The 15063-nt window shown below is 40.8% G+C and carries 15 protein-coding genes; 9 read left to right on the top strand and 6 right to left on the bottom strand.

Annotated features, from left to right (window positions below; genetic code table 11):
* Window positions 1-5: 5 nt before the first annotated feature.
* Window positions 6-3536 (bottom strand): chromosome segregation protein SMC, encoded by a 3531-nt coding sequence (gene smc, locus FV185_RS01200; RefSeq protein WP_197457701.1) that lies wholly within the window; start codon window positions 3534-3536, stop codon window positions 6-8.
* Between the two features lie 72 nt (window positions 3537-3608).
* Here smc and queF point away from each other — a divergent pair, with 72 nt between their 5' ends.
* Genes queF through prmB form a run of 6 tightly spaced genes read left to right on the top strand, consistent with a single transcriptional unit; the run spans window position 3609 to window position 8925 of the window.
* Window positions 3609-4037 carry a preQ(1) synthase gene (queF, locus tag FV185_RS01195; protein WP_067492775.1) on the top strand — a complete coding sequence of 143 codons (429 nt, stop codon included), beginning with the start codon at window positions 3609-3611 and terminating at the stop codon, window positions 4035-4037.
* 2 nt (window positions 4038-4039) lie between these two features.
* Window positions 4040-5230, top strand: coding sequence for a succinyldiaminopimelate transaminase (dapC, locus tag FV185_RS01190; RefSeq protein WP_067492773.1), 1191 nt, complete (start codon window positions 4040-4042; stop codon window positions 5228-5230).
* A gap of 11 nt (window positions 5231-5241) precedes the next feature.
* A complete protein-coding gene (dapD, locus tag FV185_RS01185) occupies window positions 5242-6060 on the top strand; it encodes a 2,3,4,5-tetrahydropyridine-2,6-dicarboxylate N-succinyltransferase (protein WP_067492771.1) in 819 nt (272 codons plus the stop codon).
* 5 nt (window positions 6061-6065) lie between these two features.
* Window positions 6066-6878, top strand: a complete 813-nt coding sequence (locus tag FV185_RS01180) for an NRDE family protein (RefSeq protein ID WP_067492769.1) — start codon at window positions 6066-6068, stop codon at window positions 6876-6878.
* Window positions 6879-6884: 6 nt separating this feature from the next.
* Window positions 6885-8015 (top strand): succinyl-diaminopimelate desuccinylase, encoded by a 1131-nt coding sequence (gene dapE / locus FV185_RS01175; RefSeq protein ID WP_067492768.1) that lies wholly within the window; start codon window positions 6885-6887, stop codon window positions 8013-8015.
* Window positions 8016-8022: 7 nt separating this feature from the next.
* Window positions 8023-8925, top strand: coding sequence for a 50S ribosomal protein L3 N(5)-glutamine methyltransferase (gene prmB / locus FV185_RS01170; RefSeq protein WP_067492766.1), 903 nt, complete (start codon window positions 8023-8025; stop codon window positions 8923-8925).
* Here prmB and rluB read toward each other — a convergent pair.
* Genes rluB through FV185_RS01145 form a run of 5 tightly spaced genes read right to left on the bottom strand, consistent with a single transcriptional unit; the run spans window position 8889 to window position 13268 of the window.
* The gene (gene rluB, locus FV185_RS01165; protein WP_067492764.1) at window positions 8889-9767 is read right to left on the bottom strand and encodes a 23S rRNA pseudouridine(2605) synthase RluB; all 879 of its coding nucleotides are present in this window, start codon (window positions 9765-9767) and stop codon (window positions 8889-8891) included. The two genes, prmB and rluB, sit on opposite strands and share 37 nt — an antisense overlap.
* Entirely contained in the window at window positions 9736-10386 is a 651-nt protein-coding gene (gene scpB, locus FV185_RS01160) for an SMC-Scp complex subunit ScpB (protein ID WP_082786968.1), read from the bottom strand. The genes rluB and scpB overlap by 32 nt, the downstream gene beginning before the upstream one ends.
* Window positions 10383-11207 (bottom strand): segregation and condensation protein A, encoded by an 825-nt coding sequence (locus FV185_RS01155; protein WP_067492762.1) that lies wholly within the window; start codon window positions 11205-11207, stop codon window positions 10383-10385. Before FV185_RS01155 ends, scpB begins: the two co-directional genes overlap by 4 nt.
* Window positions 11204-12406: a tryptophan--tRNA ligase gene (locus tag FV185_RS01150; protein ID WP_067492760.1), complete on the bottom strand. Its 1203-nt coding sequence runs from the start codon at window positions 12404-12406 to the stop codon at window positions 11204-11206. The genes FV185_RS01155 and FV185_RS01150 overlap by 4 nt, the downstream gene beginning before the upstream one ends.
* 13 nt (window positions 12407-12419) lie before the next feature.
* A complete protein-coding gene (locus FV185_RS01145) occupies window positions 12420-13268 on the bottom strand; it encodes a 3',5'-nucleoside bisphosphate phosphatase (protein WP_067492758.1) in 849 nt (282 codons plus the stop codon).
* 113 nt (window positions 13269-13381) lie between these two features.
* Here FV185_RS01145 and FV185_RS01140 point away from each other — a divergent pair, with 113 nt between their 5' ends.
* The 3 genes from FV185_RS01140 to FV185_RS01130 are packed head-to-tail and all read left to right on the top strand — an operon-like array spanning window position 13382 to window position 15063.
* On the top strand, window positions 13382-13948 hold the full coding sequence (locus tag FV185_RS01140) for a septation protein A (protein ID WP_067492756.1): 567 nt from the start codon (window positions 13382-13384) through the stop codon (window positions 13946-13948).
* On the top strand, window positions 13935-14198 hold the full coding sequence (locus tag FV185_RS01135; protein ID WP_067492754.1) for a BolA family protein: 264 nt from the start codon (window positions 13935-13937) through the stop codon (window positions 14196-14198). The genes FV185_RS01140 and FV185_RS01135 overlap by 14 nt, the downstream gene beginning before the upstream one ends.
* Window positions 14199-14232: 34 nt before the next feature.
* The gene (locus tag FV185_RS01130; protein ID WP_067492751.1) at window positions 14233-15063 is read left to right on the top strand and encodes a peptidylprolyl isomerase; all 831 of its coding nucleotides are present in this window, start codon (window positions 14233-14235) and stop codon (window positions 15061-15063) included.

Raw genomic sequence — 15063 nt, 5'->3', positions numbered from 1 at the left:
TATTTTTAAACAGGTAATGATTCAGTTAAACGTACAGCTTCATCCACATCAACGGCTACCATTCTTGACACACCTGATTCAGCCATTGTTATACCAACCAGTTGCTGTGCCATTTCCATTGCAATTTTATTATGTGTAATAAATAAAAATTGCGTGTACTCAGACATTTTCGTCACCAACTTTACAAATCGCTCCGTATTGGTATCGTCAAGTGGTGCATCCACCTCATCTAAAATACAAAAAGGCGCGGGGTTGAGTTGAAACAATGAAAACACTAAAGCCAAAGCGGTTAAGGCTTTTTCACCACCTGACAGCAAATGAATTGAAGTGGTTTTCTTACCAGGTGGTTGAGCAATGATTTGAATACCGGCGTCTAGAATTTCTTCACCAGTCATCTCTATACGGGCATATCCGCCTGCAAAAAGCGAGGGGAAAAGTGTGCTAAAGCTTTCATTAACTTGATTAAAGGTGGCGTTCAGTTGATCTCTTGTTTCGCGATCAATTTTCTTCATCGCGTTTTCAAGTGTTTCAACAGCTTCTTGTAAGTCCGCTTGCTGTGAGTCCAAATAAGTTTTTCTTTCTCTTGATGCTTCTAGCTCAACCAGGGCCGCGAGATTAACAGGGCCTAATGCTTCAATATCTTTTTGTACACGAGTAATATCAGTTTGTAGGGTTGACGTTCTTACTCCTCTTTCCATTTGATTGGCAAGCATTTCCTCATCCGCATTGTTCTCTACCAATGTCAAAGATGCTTGCTCAACACCCAAGCGAGCTTCTTGCTCTTTTAGTCGAAGATCACTTAACTTTTCTCTTAAGGGATCGAGTTGCTGCTCAACACGCAAACGACTTTCCTCAGTTTCACGCAATTGAGCACTACAATTGTCCAAATCAATACGCGCTTGCTTTAATGCTGTTTCAATTTGCTCTCTGGTTTGTAAAGCTTGCTGCAAATTATTTTCTACTTGCTCAATAGAAATCATACTTAATTGCTGCTGAATCTCACTTAAGCGGGGTTCTTTATGCCGCAAGTCTTCAACAATAGCCTTGTGATTATTATTGATTAACTCAATTTTAGATTGAGCTGTTTTTAATAAATAATTAGACTCTTGATCTGCCCCTTCAGCAGTTTGTAATGCTTTACGGCACATTTCAAGATGCTGTTCTGCCTCTTTCCATGAGCTATCCTTTACCTCAAACTGTTGTCTTAACACTACCAATTGACTTTCATAGTGAGTCGTCTCTGACATCAAACGGTCAAGTAATACTTGTTCATCTGCTCGTTTCGCAATGATTTCACTAATTTCAGATTGAATTTGTTGACTGCGCTGTTCAAAACGTTGTTGTTCGGATTGAAGACGCGTACTATCGATCTCAAGGCTACGAATTTTGCTGCTCTCTTGACGCAAACCTTCACTATGTTGAGTTAACTGGTTTCTCACATCGATTAATGTTTCTTCAGCTAATAACCTATTATTCTCATAATCTATATTTTTTAACTGTAGCTGCTCTTTTTCCACTAGTAACTCTTCAATTTCTCGAGCACGTCCAATCGCACCATGGACCTCAACTTGCGGAGCAAAAAACTCCACGGTAGCGTTAGTTACACAATGGCCGTCCGTTGTCACCAGAACAACACCAACAGGCAATTGATCCATCAGGTTAATGGCTTGCGATAAAGAAGACACCACATAAACCTGATCAAGCCATTGGTTAATTAATATTTGATTAACCTGTGACTTAACTCTCACTTGAGATAATAGTAATCTACCCCATTGAGAATTAATCTCATGTTGATTAGTATGTGTTCCAGTAGGAGTCTTAAATAAACTAAACCCAAGCGGAAGTCGGTGTTGTTCCCAATTGTGAATTTGATTAAAATCATTAACTTCAACAGCACGTAAACGCTGTTTCAATACAGCTTCGAGGGCTGTTTCAAACCCCACCTCAACATCAAGCAGCTGCCATAACAGAGGAAGTTTATCTAGTCCGTACTCTTTAACCAAATCATTGGCATTGAGAGAAACAGCAATTTTTTCCTGCAAGCCAAGTAAAGCCTTTAACTGTGCCTCAACATTAGAAATTCTTTTTTGATGTTGCTGGTATAACTCATTTGCTGTTCGCACCATTTTTTCGCAACGCTTAACTCTTTGATCAAGAGAACTCACTGCTGCAGTTAAAATGGCGGTCTTTACTTCTCGCTCACGTACTTCAGAACGCAAACGATTGAGCTCGGTGAGATTAGGAGGAATAAGCGAGTTTAGCTCTTGACTTAAACGTTGTTGACGTTCCTCAAATTGCTGAAGCAAACGTGTACCTGCGTTATAGTCTGAGCGTGCTTTAGTTAGCTGGTTATCTAATTTTGTTCTCTCTTCACGTGCTACGTTTAACGCCTGAGAAGCGAGTTTTGCTTGTTCCTGTGCGTGAGGCAACTGAGCTCTGGATTCAGCAACACGACTTTTTGCAATTACTGTCAATTCCTGCGCTTTTACAAACTCTTCTTGGTGTTGCTGTAGTGCTTGCTCATCCAAAGTAATACGATGTTTTGCATCATTTATTTCTTGATGCAAACGGTCAATTTCACCTTCCAAACGTTTCTTTTCATTTCGAACACCATTAAGTTCATTCTCAATACGCGCTACATCGCTATTTGACTGAAATACTTGACCTTGTGCTACATTTACAGCATCAGATTTTTCATAATGCTCTTGTCTGATTTGTTCTAGACGTTTTTCTGTTTCTCTTAAATTAGCAATTTGCTCATCAAGCTCATTTTGAATTTTTTCTAACTCTCTCTGTGCCCGCTGACGTGAATTTTCAGCATCTCTTTTTCTTGAGTAAAGTAAAAGGTTTTGTAGATTAGACAATTCACTCTGTAATTCACGGTACTTCTCTGCGACAACTGCCTGCCCTTCTAACTTGCCAATTTGACTTTCTAATTCGCGAGAAATATCTTCCGTTCTCGACAAGTGGCTTCTCGCGTCATTTAGGCGTAATTCTGTTTCACGACGTCGCTCTTTATATCGGGAAATTCCAGCAGCCTCTTCAAGAAACACTCGAATCTCTTCAGGTTTTGATTCTACTATTCGAGAGATCATACCCTGCTCAATAATGGCGTAAGCTCTGGGCCCAAGGCCTGTTCCCATAAATACGTCTTGTACGTCTTTTCTTCTTACATGGGTATTGTTAATGTAATAGTTTGACACCCCATCGCGAGCTAAAACACGACGCACAGAGATTTCAGCATATTGAGACCATTGCCCTGGCGCACGTCCGTCAGTATTGTCAAATACCAACTCCACACTGGCTCGACCCTGAGGTTTGCGGTTTGTCGTACCACCAAAAATCACATCTTGCAGCGTTTCACCACGCAATTGCTTTGCCTGGGATTCTCCCAAAACCCAGCGAACAGCATCAATCACATTGGATTTTCCGCACCCATTGGGGCCAACAATCCCAACCAATTGACCTGGAACCGGTATTTGCGTTGGTTCTGCGAAGGACTTAAATCCTGCTAATTTTATATGTTTTAAATGCAATTTAACGCCAGCCACTAAAAAGAGGTTTAAAATATACCAATTTTACCTCATACCACGTATAGGACAACAGCTATGTCAACACTACCAAGTAAGCAATTAGAGACTTTTGTCAACCCTTCCCCTGAAAGAGATTATCTAATTCACATGGAAATCCCAGAATTTACCTGTTTGTGTCCTAAGACAGGACAACCCGATTTCGCATGGTTTACCTTGGATTACATTCCTGACCAAACGAATATTGAGCTAAAGAGTCTTAAATTATACATGTGGTCTTACAGAAATGAAGGCGCCTTTCATGAAGCAGTGACAAATAAGATTCTTTCTGATTTTGTAGCGACTTGCCAACCACGTTTTATGCGCCTATTAGCACGCTGGTATGTAAGAGGAGGTATTTATACTCACGTTGTCGCAGAACACACCAAACCAGGTTGGCAACCACAAATCACCCTACCAGAATTGGTGTTTAGTAAAGAAACCCCGCTAACTCATACGTTTGGTTAAGCATGAACTCACGTCTTGATTTATTACAACCTTATCCTTTTGAAAAATTACGTGGGTTAATGAAGGGAGTTAAAGGTAACGAAGCATTAAGGTTTATTGCTTTATCAGTTGGTGAACCGCGCCACCCTACTCCTCAATTCGTTAAGGAGGCATGGTCAAAGCATGTAGATGGTCTGGCTAATTACCCCACTACTCTTGGCTCAGAGAACTTACGCTTGGCTATTGGTGAGTGGATAAAGCGGCGTTTCTTAGTTAATAAAATCGACCACAATACTCAAATCATACCCACACTTGGAAGCCGGGAAGCATTGTTTTCAATTATCCAAGTGTTAATTGACGAGCATTCAGCTAAAAAATATGTAATTTGCCCCAATCCCTTTTATCAGATTTATGAAGGAGCGGCTCTATTAGCGGGAGCTACACCATACTTCGTTAATGCTGATCCCGTTAATCATCAAATAGACTATTCAAATATTGACCCATCAGTACTTAAACAAACTGCTGTGGTATTCGTTTGCTCTCCTGGTAACCCTACTGGGAAAATCATGACATTAGATGAATGGAAAGTTCTTTTTGAGCTATCAGATACTTATGGTTTTACTATTGTGAGCGATGAATGCTATTCGGAAATTTATCCCGACGAAACTTCCCCTCCGCTAGGGGCTCTCACTGCCAGCCTAAAACTTGGTCGCAAACAGTTTGATCGTTTAGTAGTGATGAGCAGTCTATCAAAAAGATCTAATGTACCAGGTATGCGCTCTGCTTTTGCTGCGGGAGATGCAAGTTTATTAAAAAGCTTTCTTCTCTATCGCACTTATCATGGCAGTGCGATGAACCCTACCATACAAAAAGTGAGTGAGTTAGCATGGCAAGATGAATCACACGTGATTGAAAATCGTCGTCTTTACCGTGAAAAATTCACTTCATTTTATGATATTGTAAATAATGTACTTCCTCTAGAAAAACCTGAGGCAAGCTTTTATTATTGGGTAAAAACACCGATAGATGATGTTCTTTTTACTCAACAATTATTCGCACAACACCATATTCAAGTATTACCAGGAAGTGTTTTAGCGCGTGACAACAACGGTACTAACCCAGGAAAAAATCGTATACGTATTGCTCTGGTGGGTAGTATAGAAGAAACTATCGACGCTGCTAACCGCATAAAAACATTTGTTTCACAACTCTAGGAATAGTTATTATGAATTTGCAACAACTCATTGAAGATGCATTTGAAAAACGTACTGAGTTCTCACCCAATAATGCGCCAGCAGATATTAAGCAAGCCGTAGAAGAAGTAATCCACTCATTAGATAACGGTCAACTACGTGTTGCTGAAAAAATGAATAACGATTGGATTACTCATCAATGGATTAAAAAAGCGGTATTACTGTCATTTAGACTACGCGATAACACATTAAGCGAAGGATCGTTTACCCGCTATTGGGATAAGGTAGACAGTAAATTTAGCCGTTACCAATCAGAAGACTTTGAAAAAGGTGGCTTTAGAGTGGTCCCTCCTGCAAGTGCAAGACGAGGTAGTTTTATTGCGAAAAATGTTGTACTTATGCCCTCCTATGTCAATATTGGCGCCTATGTCGATGAAGGTACCATGGTCGATACTTGGGCTACAGTGGGATCCTGCGCTCAAATTGGTAAAAATGTACATCTTTCAGGTGGTGTCGGTATAGGTGGAGTATTAGAGCCCGTTCAAGCAAATCCAACGATTATTGAAGACAACTGCTTTATTGGTGCACGCTCCGAAATTGTAGAAGGAGTCATCGTTGGTGAAGGATCAGTGATTTCCATGGGAGTCTATATTGGGCAAAGTACCAAAATTTATGATCGAGAAACCGATACTGTCAGCTATGGGAAAGTACCGCCTGGATCAGTCGTTGTCTCAGGCAACCTTCCATCTAGTAACGGAAAGTACAGTCTTTACTGCGCTGTCATTGTTAAAAAAGTGGACGCAAAAACCAGAGCCAAAACCAGTATTAACGAACTACTGCGTGGCGAATAAAGTTTATGTGCTTAATACTTGTTGCTTGGAACTATCACCCGCGTTTTCCTTTAATAGTGATTTCAAATCGTGATGAGTTCTATCAAAGACCAACCCAAATACCTCATTTTTGGGTTGATCAAGCAACAATCTATGCAGGTAGAGATCTACAGGCTGAAGGCACCTGGCTTGGGGTAAATCGTTTTAAACAGTTTGCTGCAGTAACCAATTACCGGGATCCATCACGACTGAAAACTGATGTTGAATCAAGAGGACAACTGACTGCTCAATTTTTACGTAATAGTCAGTCACTTGATGACTATATAGATCATCTGAAAATGAAAGCTGATCAATATAATGATTTCAACTTGATACTGTGTGATCAACGGCAGTTAGTTTGCTTTGAGAGCAAAACAAAACGTAGTCACGCATTATCACCTGGTATCTATGGACTAAGTAATCATTTTTTAGACACCCCTTGGCCTAAAGTTACAACCAGCAAAGAGAAATTAAAAAACTTACTGACCAACTGGGCACTTGAGATTCATACTCTTAATGATTTACAGATTGAACAACAGCATGTAAACGAACTCAGTAACATTTTATCTGATGAGACCATATATCCGGACGCACAATTACCTGAAACAGGTATGCCGCTTGAAATTGAACGACGTTTATCTGCTGCCTTCATTAAATCAGATGATTATGGTACCCGTGCGACAACCGTTGTTATTGCAAACCAAACTGGCGACTTTTTGTTCTATGAAAAACAATATGGTATTAATGGCCTGTTTGAAGGTGAAACTTGTCGTATTGTGACTCATTTAGAGGTAAATTAATTAACTATGAATGATACGTTATCACTAGCAAAAAAACTTATCTCTCGCCCATCAGTTACTCCTGATGATGCAGGATGTCAGCAACTAATCTACGAACGACTAAGCAAATTGGGTTTTACTCAACACGTGATCAAATCAAATGGCGTAACCAATTCTTGGCTACGTATTGGGAACAAAGCCCCTCTGGTCGTGTTTGCAGGCCATACAGACGTAGTCCCAACTGGACCTGAAGATAAATGGTATACCCCACCCTTTGAGCCTACTATTAAAGAGGATCTACTCTTTGGTCGGGGGGCCTCTGATATGAAATCCTCTCTGGCTGCCTTTGTGACAGCAATCGAATCATTTATACAAAACCATCCTGTTTTTAGTGGTTCGCTTGCTTTACTGTTAACTTCTGATGAAGAAGGACCAGCCACTGACGGCACTGTAAAAGTAGTGAACTGGCTTAAAGAAAACAATACTACGATTGACTACTGTATTGTTGGAGAACCAACTGCTGTAGAAAAGTTAGGCGATACTATTAAAAATGGTAGACGTGGTTCTCTGTCAGGAAAACTCACTGTTTTTGGAAAACAAGGCCATGTTGCATACCCTCATTTAGCATCGAATCCCATTCATCATTGTGCAGCAGCGTTAGCCGAGTTAGCTGCGACAAAGTGGGATGAAGGGAATGAGTATTTTCCTGCTACGACGTTTCAAATATCAAACATTCAAGGCGGTACTGGAGCGACCAACGTTATTCCTGGTGAAGTTCATATTTTATTTAACTTTCGTTTTTCTACTGACAGCACAGATCAATCGCTAATTGATCGGACTGAGGCAATTTTAAAGAAACATAATCTAACTTTTAATATTGATTGGCAATTAGGCGCCAAACCTTTTCTAACGCCACAAGGGATACTCGTTAACCGTGCCTGTGAAGCGATATATGAAGTAACGGGGATTGAACCAGAGGTATCTACTACAGGTGGAACCTCTGACGGACGATTTATTATTGAGGTATGTAAAGAACTGGTCGAAATTGGTCCATCAAACGCCACTATTCATCAACGTAATGAATCCGTCAAAGTTATGGATTTAGATAATCTATCCCGTATTTATCAAACCCTTTTAGAAAAACTATTACCAGTGTAGAGACACCATGACAATAGCTGAATTCTTACCCGATGAGATTGTAACGATTAGAGATTTATTACGTTACACTGTCACAACATACAATGAGGCTGGTTTATACTTTGGCCATGGCTTTCCGAATGCCCATGAAGAAGCGAGTTATTTGATTCTTAGTACTCTTCACCTACCCTTTGATCAAAAAGATCTTTGGCTTGATGCAAGTTTAACTGAACAAGAAAAAGACAAATTATTTACTTTAATCAAAAGACGAGTCACTGAAAAAGTTCCTGTTGCCTATTTGACTCATGAAGCATGGCTAGGAGATTACCGTTTTTACGTGGATGAACGCACCATTGTTCCACGCTCGTTTATTGCTGACGCATTATTTAATGACTTTGATAATTGGTTTGATGAACCAGAATCGGTTAAACATGTAGCAGACCTATGTACCGGGGGAGGATCATTAGCTATATTATTAGCATTGTTATTCCCTCAAGCAACAGTTGATGCTGTTGATATTTCCAATGATGCCCTTGATGTTGCAAAAATTAATGTCGCTCAATATAGATTAGAAAAACAAGTACATCTTCATCTTGGTAATCTATTTGAAGGCCTCCCTAAAAACCGACATTATTCATTAATCATTTCCAATCCACCCTACGTGGATGCGCATGCAATGTCGTCTCTGCCAGCCGAATACCAAGCAGAACCCAATTTGGCTCTAGCGAGTGGAGAGGATGGGTTAGATCATGTGAGACGTTTATTAAAAGAAGCACCACAGTATCTCACTAAAAATGGACTGCTAGTGGTGGAAATTGGACACAATCGTAGCGCTCTTGAAAACGCATTCCCTCACCTACCCTTTCTCTTCTTATCCTTACCTGGAGGAGATGATTATGTTTTTGTTCTGCGTCGTGAAGACCTAGTTTGAGAAGTCGTTTCTTTGGGTGAGCGTTTACTGCGAATACGACCTGGGGTGTAGCTTTTATCTCGTTCCATTTTCGTTTGCTGTTTGACACGCATAGGTTTACTAATACCAACCCATTCAATTATCTGCTTTACTTGTTCGGGTTTTAATTCTAAAAACTGCCCACGTTTCAAACGTGGTGGTAACTGAATGATACCAAAGCGTGTTCTAAGTAAACGGCTAACCATTAAATTCATGGATTCGAACATGCGTCTTACTTCACGGTTTCGTCCTTCCTTAATAGCTACCTGATACCAGTGGTTAGTTCCTTCTCCTCCCATATCACGTACCCATTCGAATTGTGCTGGACCATCTTCTAACAAAATTTCTTTACATGATTGTTTTAAATTTTCTTCGGACATTTCCCCAACAAGTCGTACCGCATACTCACGCTCAATATCAAAACTAGGATGCATTAAACGATTAGCAAGATCACCGTTATTGGTAAAAATCAACAAACCACTGGTATTAAAATCAAGCCGGCCTATATTAATCCACTTACTCCCTCGGATTCGAGGTAGCGCACTAAAGACAGACGGTCTTCCCTGCGGATCATCGCGACTAACTATCTCCCCTTCTGGTTTGTAATAGAGTAGTACACGAGGAATCTCTTCAGAGAAATTGAGTTGTATGATCCGCCTACCAACCTTCACCACATCAGTAGGAACAATTCTTGTACCAACGGTTGCAACTTCACCATTCACGAAAACCTGCCCATCTTCTATGAGAGTTTCCATGTCACGGCGTGATCCCAGCCCTGACTGGGCAAGAATTTTATGTAGCTTCTGAGCTTGAGGTTGTGTCATTTATCGTTATATCTACTGTATTAATAATATCTAGAGGTATGTCTTTATTCTCTTCCAAAGGCAAGGTCAGAGCCACTTCATTAGGGTTATCTTGTAAATCCATTAATGGGGGTAGCTCTGAGAGGCCATTAATATTTAAATCGTCTAAAAACTGTTTAGTAGTACCATATAAGGCAGGTTTACCTGGCACCTCACGATAGCCCAGCACCTCTACCCAACCGCGCGCCTCAAGTGTACGAATGACATTTGAGGCCACAGCAACACCACGTATTTCTTCTATATCACCACGTGTTACTGGTTGACGGTAAGCAATAATCGCCAAGGTCTCCATCACAGCTCGCGAATACTTAGGTGGCTTCTCAGGGTTTACAGCATTGATTTTATCTTGCACATCCGCCTTGGTTTGAAAGCGCCAACCAGAGGCTACTTCAACCAACTCAACACCTCTCTCCTGCCAACTTGCTTGTAGTTCGAATAACCAATCTTGAATCTGTTTTTGTTCAAATTGTCCGGCAAATAACTTTTTTAAATAAGCCATATTAATTGGTTCGTCAGCAACTAAGATAGTTGCTTCAATTAATTTTTTTGCCTCGCGACTTACTTCTTCATCAACATTCATGACGCTAACTCCACAGGTTCCCCTCCTAGGCTCACATATAATGGTGCATAGGCTTCGCTCTGCGAGACATTCACCATTCGTTCTTTAACCAATTCTAAGATAGCAATGAAATTCACTACTGCAATAGGGACGCTCATCCCCTCGTCAAACAAATCCATAAAAGCAACATATTTATGCTCGTTCAAACGCTTAAGAATTTTAGCCATATATTCTCGTACTGATAATTGCTCACGGCTAATCCGATGATGTTTATTCATCTTTATTCGTGACAAAACCAGCACCCAAGCATCCTGTAGATCACGTAATGTGACATCAGGCAATCGTTCCACCAATGTCTCATCAACCCACGCATGCGCACGTTTAAACTCTCTACCTTCACGTGGCATTTCTTCCAGTTCATGAGCTGCCATTTTAATTCTTTCATACTCAAGTAATCTTCTCATTAACGCAGCACGTGGATCAATTTCTTCTTCCTCGTTGGCTGCTGGAGGGGCCGGTAACAGCATTCTTGATTTAATCTCAATCAATACCGCCGCCATAACCAAATACTCTGCGGCCAACTCTAACCGACCATGCCGCATAGCTTCAACATAAGTCATGTATTGGCGAGTTAACTCAGCCATTGGAATATCAAGAATGTCTAATGAATTTTTTCTGATTAAATAGAGTAATAAGTCGAGCGGACCTTCAAAACTTTCTAAAAAAACCTCCAGCGCCTCTGGTGGAATATACAAATCTGTCGGTAAAGATGAAATCGGCTCACCCTTTACCTTGGCAATGGGTTGAGTCACAGGAACTTCAAGGATTTCAGCATCACTCATGAATAGGATAACCCTGTGGCTTCTCTCACGTCACGCAGCGTATCGTTAGCAATTTTCTGAGCACGCTCACAGCCATCTGCAATAATATTCTTAACCAAAGTAGGATCACTGGTGTAAATCTGAGCCTTTTCTTGCATTGGTTTTAATTCAGCATTGACTTTATCGATAACAGGCTGTTTACATTCTAAACAACCAATCGCAGCAGATTTACACCCCTCGACAACCCAATCACATGTTTTTTCATCACTGTATGTTCGATGAAAAGAAAACACGGGACAACGATTAGGGTCACCTGGATCTGTCCGCCTAACTCGAGCAGGATCAGTTGGCATGGTTCGAATTTTCTTAGTCACCGTCTCTTCATCGTCACGTAAAGAAATAGCATTATTATAGGATTTAGACATCTTTTGACCATCCAAACCAAGCAAACGAGACTCTTCAGTCAAAATAGATTGGGGCTCTACAAGGATCATCTTACCGCTACCCTCAAGGTAACCAAACACTCTTTCACGATCAGCAACGGTTAAATTCTGAGTTTCAGAGATGATTTCATGGGCTTGCTCTAAGGCCTCCTCCTCTCCCTGCTCTTGATAGCGGTTTCTTAACTCTAAATAGAGTTTGGCTTTTTTACTTCCCAGTTTTTTTACCGCCGCCAAGGCTTTTTCATTGAAGCCGGGTTCACGTCCATATAAGTGATTAAAACGACGTGCTACTTCGCGAGTAAACTCAATATGAGGAATTTGATCTTCCCCAACAGGTACCTGGTTGGCTCGATAAATTAAAATATCTGCGGCTTGTAACAAGGGATACCCAAGAAAACCATAGGTTGATAAGTCCTTATCGGTTAGCTTTTCTTGCTGTTCTTTATAAGTGGGCACTCTCTCTAACCAACCAAGAGGCGTCATCATCGATAAAATTAAGTGTAATTCCGCATGCTCAGGAACGCGTGACTGTATAAAAAGCGTCGCTTGTTTTGGGTCAACTCCTGCAGCCAACCAATCAATGACCATATCCCACACATGCGTTTCCATATGACTTGGATCATCGTAATGAGTGGTGAGGGCGTGCCAATCAGCTACCATAAACAAGCATTCGTGTTCATGCTGTAACTTGATCCAGTTTTTTAATACCCCATGGTAATGACCAAGGTGCATTGAGCCTGTTGGGCGCATGCCAGAGAGCACACGATCAGGGTACATTGTTGACTCCTATTTAATGGGTTGATTGAGAAGACCACATTTGCCAAACTGGTTTACAACCATAAGGCAATTCAGGTAGTTTTCCGGGTTCACAAAAGCTTTCTCCAGGTCCATGAAAATCTGATCCTCTGGACGCCATAAGATTTCTTTTTCTAACATGATTCGCAAATATTTCAACTTGTTCTTTGGTATGGTTTGAGGTCACTACCTCAACAGCAAGACCACCATGGCCTACAAACTCATCAATTAATACATCCATTTGCGCTTTTCCCATTTCATAGCGCCCTGGATGAGCGAGGACAGGAATCCCGTTTGCGGCTCGAATCCAGCTTAATGCGTCAGCGAGATCTGCCCACCGATGCTTTACAAAGCCAGGCTTCCCTTTAATCAAATAACGTTTAAACACTTGAGAAACGTTTTTAGCATAGCCCTGCTCGACAATAAATCGAGCAAAATGGGGACGGGCAATGATGTTGGGGTTTTCAGCAAATCTTAAGGCTCCCTCAAAAGCACCATGGATGCCTACCTTAGCAAGCTCCTCACCAATTATTTTAGCTCGCGCAAGTCTACCTTCTCGTATCTGACGTAAGCCTGCAACCAAATCACTTTGCTGAGGATCAATATTAAGACCTACCACGTGAATAGTATGGTTACCCCAAGTTACCGATACTTCAACACCATTAATAAAGTGAACTCCAGCCTCATTAGCAGCTTCTTTAGCCTCGGCCAGTCCTTGAATATCATCATGATCAGTGAGAGAGAGCGTTGTTACTCCATTAAAAGCTGCCAAACGAACTAATTCAGTGGGGCTTAAAAGGCCGTCCGAAACTCGAGAATGATTATGTAAGTCAATGTTTTCCATGAATTTTTTTTCAAATCAATTGTCATATGATAGCAAATCTTAAGCTACCCCGATACACCTGCTTACTATTTGGCATGGACAAAGATTAGGCTTTTCGAGGAAAATAGTAGGCTATGAAGATATTTTTTGATTTATTTCCAGTTGTTTTGTTTTTTGCTGCCTACCAGTGGGGCGGTATTTATTGGGCTACAGCCGTAGCCATTTGTGCCAGTATTCTCCAAATCATTGTTCTTTTATCGTTAAAAAAACGGGTGGAGCCTGCAGCATGGATTGGACTTGTGGTCATTGTTATATTCGGCGGCTTAACTTTATGGACTAAAACTCATCCAATAGGTGGCATTAATCCTACCGTATTTATTCGCTGGAAACCCACTGTTTTATACTGGATATTTGCGGCAATACTATTCTTCGGACCACTCGTATTAGGGAAAAACCCAATGCGTGCTCTGTTAGGTAAGGAACTACACTTACCTGACACGCTTTGGGGGAAAATTAATTTAGCCTGGGCACTGTTCTTTAGTTTTTTAGGCGCCATTAACCTTTATGTTGCTTTTCACTATCCGGAGGCTGTGTGGGTTAAATTTAAATTATTTGGTTTAATGGCTTTAATGATTATATTTATTGTGATCCAGGGTATTCTTTTAGCAAAACATATCAATCAAAACAATGATCAACAATAACGATTTAATCCATCAAATGGAAACACGATTAGCCCTGTTGCAACCCCGCTCACTGACAATTCGTGATGACACAAAACATCATGAAGGGCACCATGAGAGCAAAGGAGCCGGACATTTTAAGCTAACTATTGACTGCGACCAGTTCAAAGGTAAAGATACCCTAACATGTCATAGACTGATTTATAATGCATTAGGGGATCTGTTTCCCAACAGCATTCACGCGTTAAGAATAAATATTCTTAACCGATAAGTTTTAATTTTACTAAACCAAGGACTAACTACTCATGAAACTGAAACATACGCTTATTTCCTTGTCGTTGGTTGGTGGGCTATTGGCATTAACTATTGTCTATGCTGACCAATCAAAACAAGCCACCAGCTCTACTAACAATAGCGGCAAAGAAGTCATTGTTAATGGAACAGCCATCTCCAATGAAAAAGTTGACGTTATTATGCGCTCCCAAGAAGCGCAAGGTCGCCCTGCTGGCGCACAGCTTGAAAGAGCTGTAAAAGATAACCTCATTGCTTTATTGTTAATTTCACAAGAAGCGGAAAAAGAAGGCTTAGACAAAGATCCACAGGTTCTTGCACAAATTGACTTAAATAAACAAGAGATCTTGGCCAATACGTTCCAAAACCGTTTTGTTAAAGAACACCCCATCGCAGACAGCGTACTTAAAGCTGAATACGATAAAATGAAAACCCAAGCAGGTAGCAAAGAATATTCTGCCGAACATATTCTTGTTAAAACAGAAGCCGAAGCCAAACAAATCATCGCTGACCTTAAAAAAGGTGCCAACTTCGAAAAACTGGCTAAGGAAAAAAGCTTAGATACTGGATCTGGAGCAAACGGTGGAAAATTAGGTTGGGCGATTCCATCAACTTACGTGAAAGGTTTTGCTGACGCATTAGTTAATTTGAAAAAAGGGCAGTATACCGAAACACCGGTCCAAACCCAATTTGGTTATCACGTTATCCGCTTGTTGGATGTACGTCCGTTGAAAGCACCTGCCTTTGATGAAGTCAAAGAGAGATTACGTCAAAACAAAGAACAGGAAGCCTTCATTAAGTACGTTCAAGATCTTCGCGCTAAGGCTAAAATCGAAAACTACTAA

The sequence above is a fragment of the Ferrovum sp. PN-J185 genome (assembly GCF_001581925.1).
Lineage (GTDB): Bacteria > Pseudomonadota > Gammaproteobacteria > Burkholderiales > Ferrovaceae > PN-J185.
This window is presented reverse-complemented; position numbering and strand designations above follow the sequence as displayed.

Excerpts from the sequence above, each read along its gene's own strand:
- scpB (WP_082786968.1), bottom strand. The coding sequence starts at position 10,386 with ATGAATGTTGATGAAGAAGTAAGTCGCGAGGCAAAAAAATTAATTGAA.
- queF (WP_067492775.1), top strand. The coding sequence starts at position 3,609 with ATGTCAACACTACCAAGTAAGCAATTAGAGACTTTTGTCAACCCTTCC.
- dapC (WP_067492773.1), top strand. The coding sequence starts at position 4,040 with ATGAACTCACGTCTTGATTTATTACAACCTTATCCTTTTGAAAAATTA.
- FV185_RS01150 (WP_067492760.1), bottom strand. The coding sequence starts at position 12,406 with ATGTACCCTGATCGTGTGCTCTCTGGCATGCGCCCAACAGGCTCAATG.
- FV185_RS01155 (WP_067492762.1), bottom strand. The coding sequence starts at position 11,207 with ATGAGTGATGCTGAAATCCTTGAAGTTCCTGTGACTCAACCCATTGCC.
- FV185_RS01130 (WP_067492751.1), top strand. The coding sequence starts at position 14,233 with ATGAAACTGAAACATACGCTTATTTCCTTGTCGTTGGTTGGTGGGCTA.
- prmB (WP_067492766.1), top strand. The coding sequence starts at position 8,023 with ATGACAATAGCTGAATTCTTACCCGATGAGATTGTAACGATTAGAGAT.
- FV185_RS01145 (WP_067492758.1), bottom strand. The coding sequence starts at position 13,268 with ATGGAAAACATTGACTTACATAATCATTCTCGAGTTTCGGACGGCCTT.
- FV185_RS01140 (WP_067492756.1), top strand. The coding sequence starts at position 13,382 with ATGAAGATATTTTTTGATTTATTTCCAGTTGTTTTGTTTTTTGCTGCC.
- dapD (WP_067492771.1), top strand. The coding sequence starts at position 5,242 with ATGAATTTGCAACAACTCATTGAAGATGCATTTGAAAAACGTACTGAG.
- FV185_RS01135 (WP_067492754.1), top strand. The coding sequence starts at position 13,935 with ATGATCAACAATAACGATTTAATCCATCAAATGGAAACACGATTAGCC.
- FV185_RS01180 (WP_067492769.1), top strand. The coding sequence starts at position 6,066 with ATGTGCTTAATACTTGTTGCTTGGAACTATCACCCGCGTTTTCCTTTA.
- dapE (WP_067492768.1), top strand. The coding sequence starts at position 6,885 with ATGAATGATACGTTATCACTAGCAAAAAAACTTATCTCTCGCCCATCA.
- rluB (WP_067492764.1), bottom strand. The coding sequence starts at position 9,767 with ATGACACAACCTCAAGCTCAGAAGCTACATAAAATTCTTGCCCAGTCA.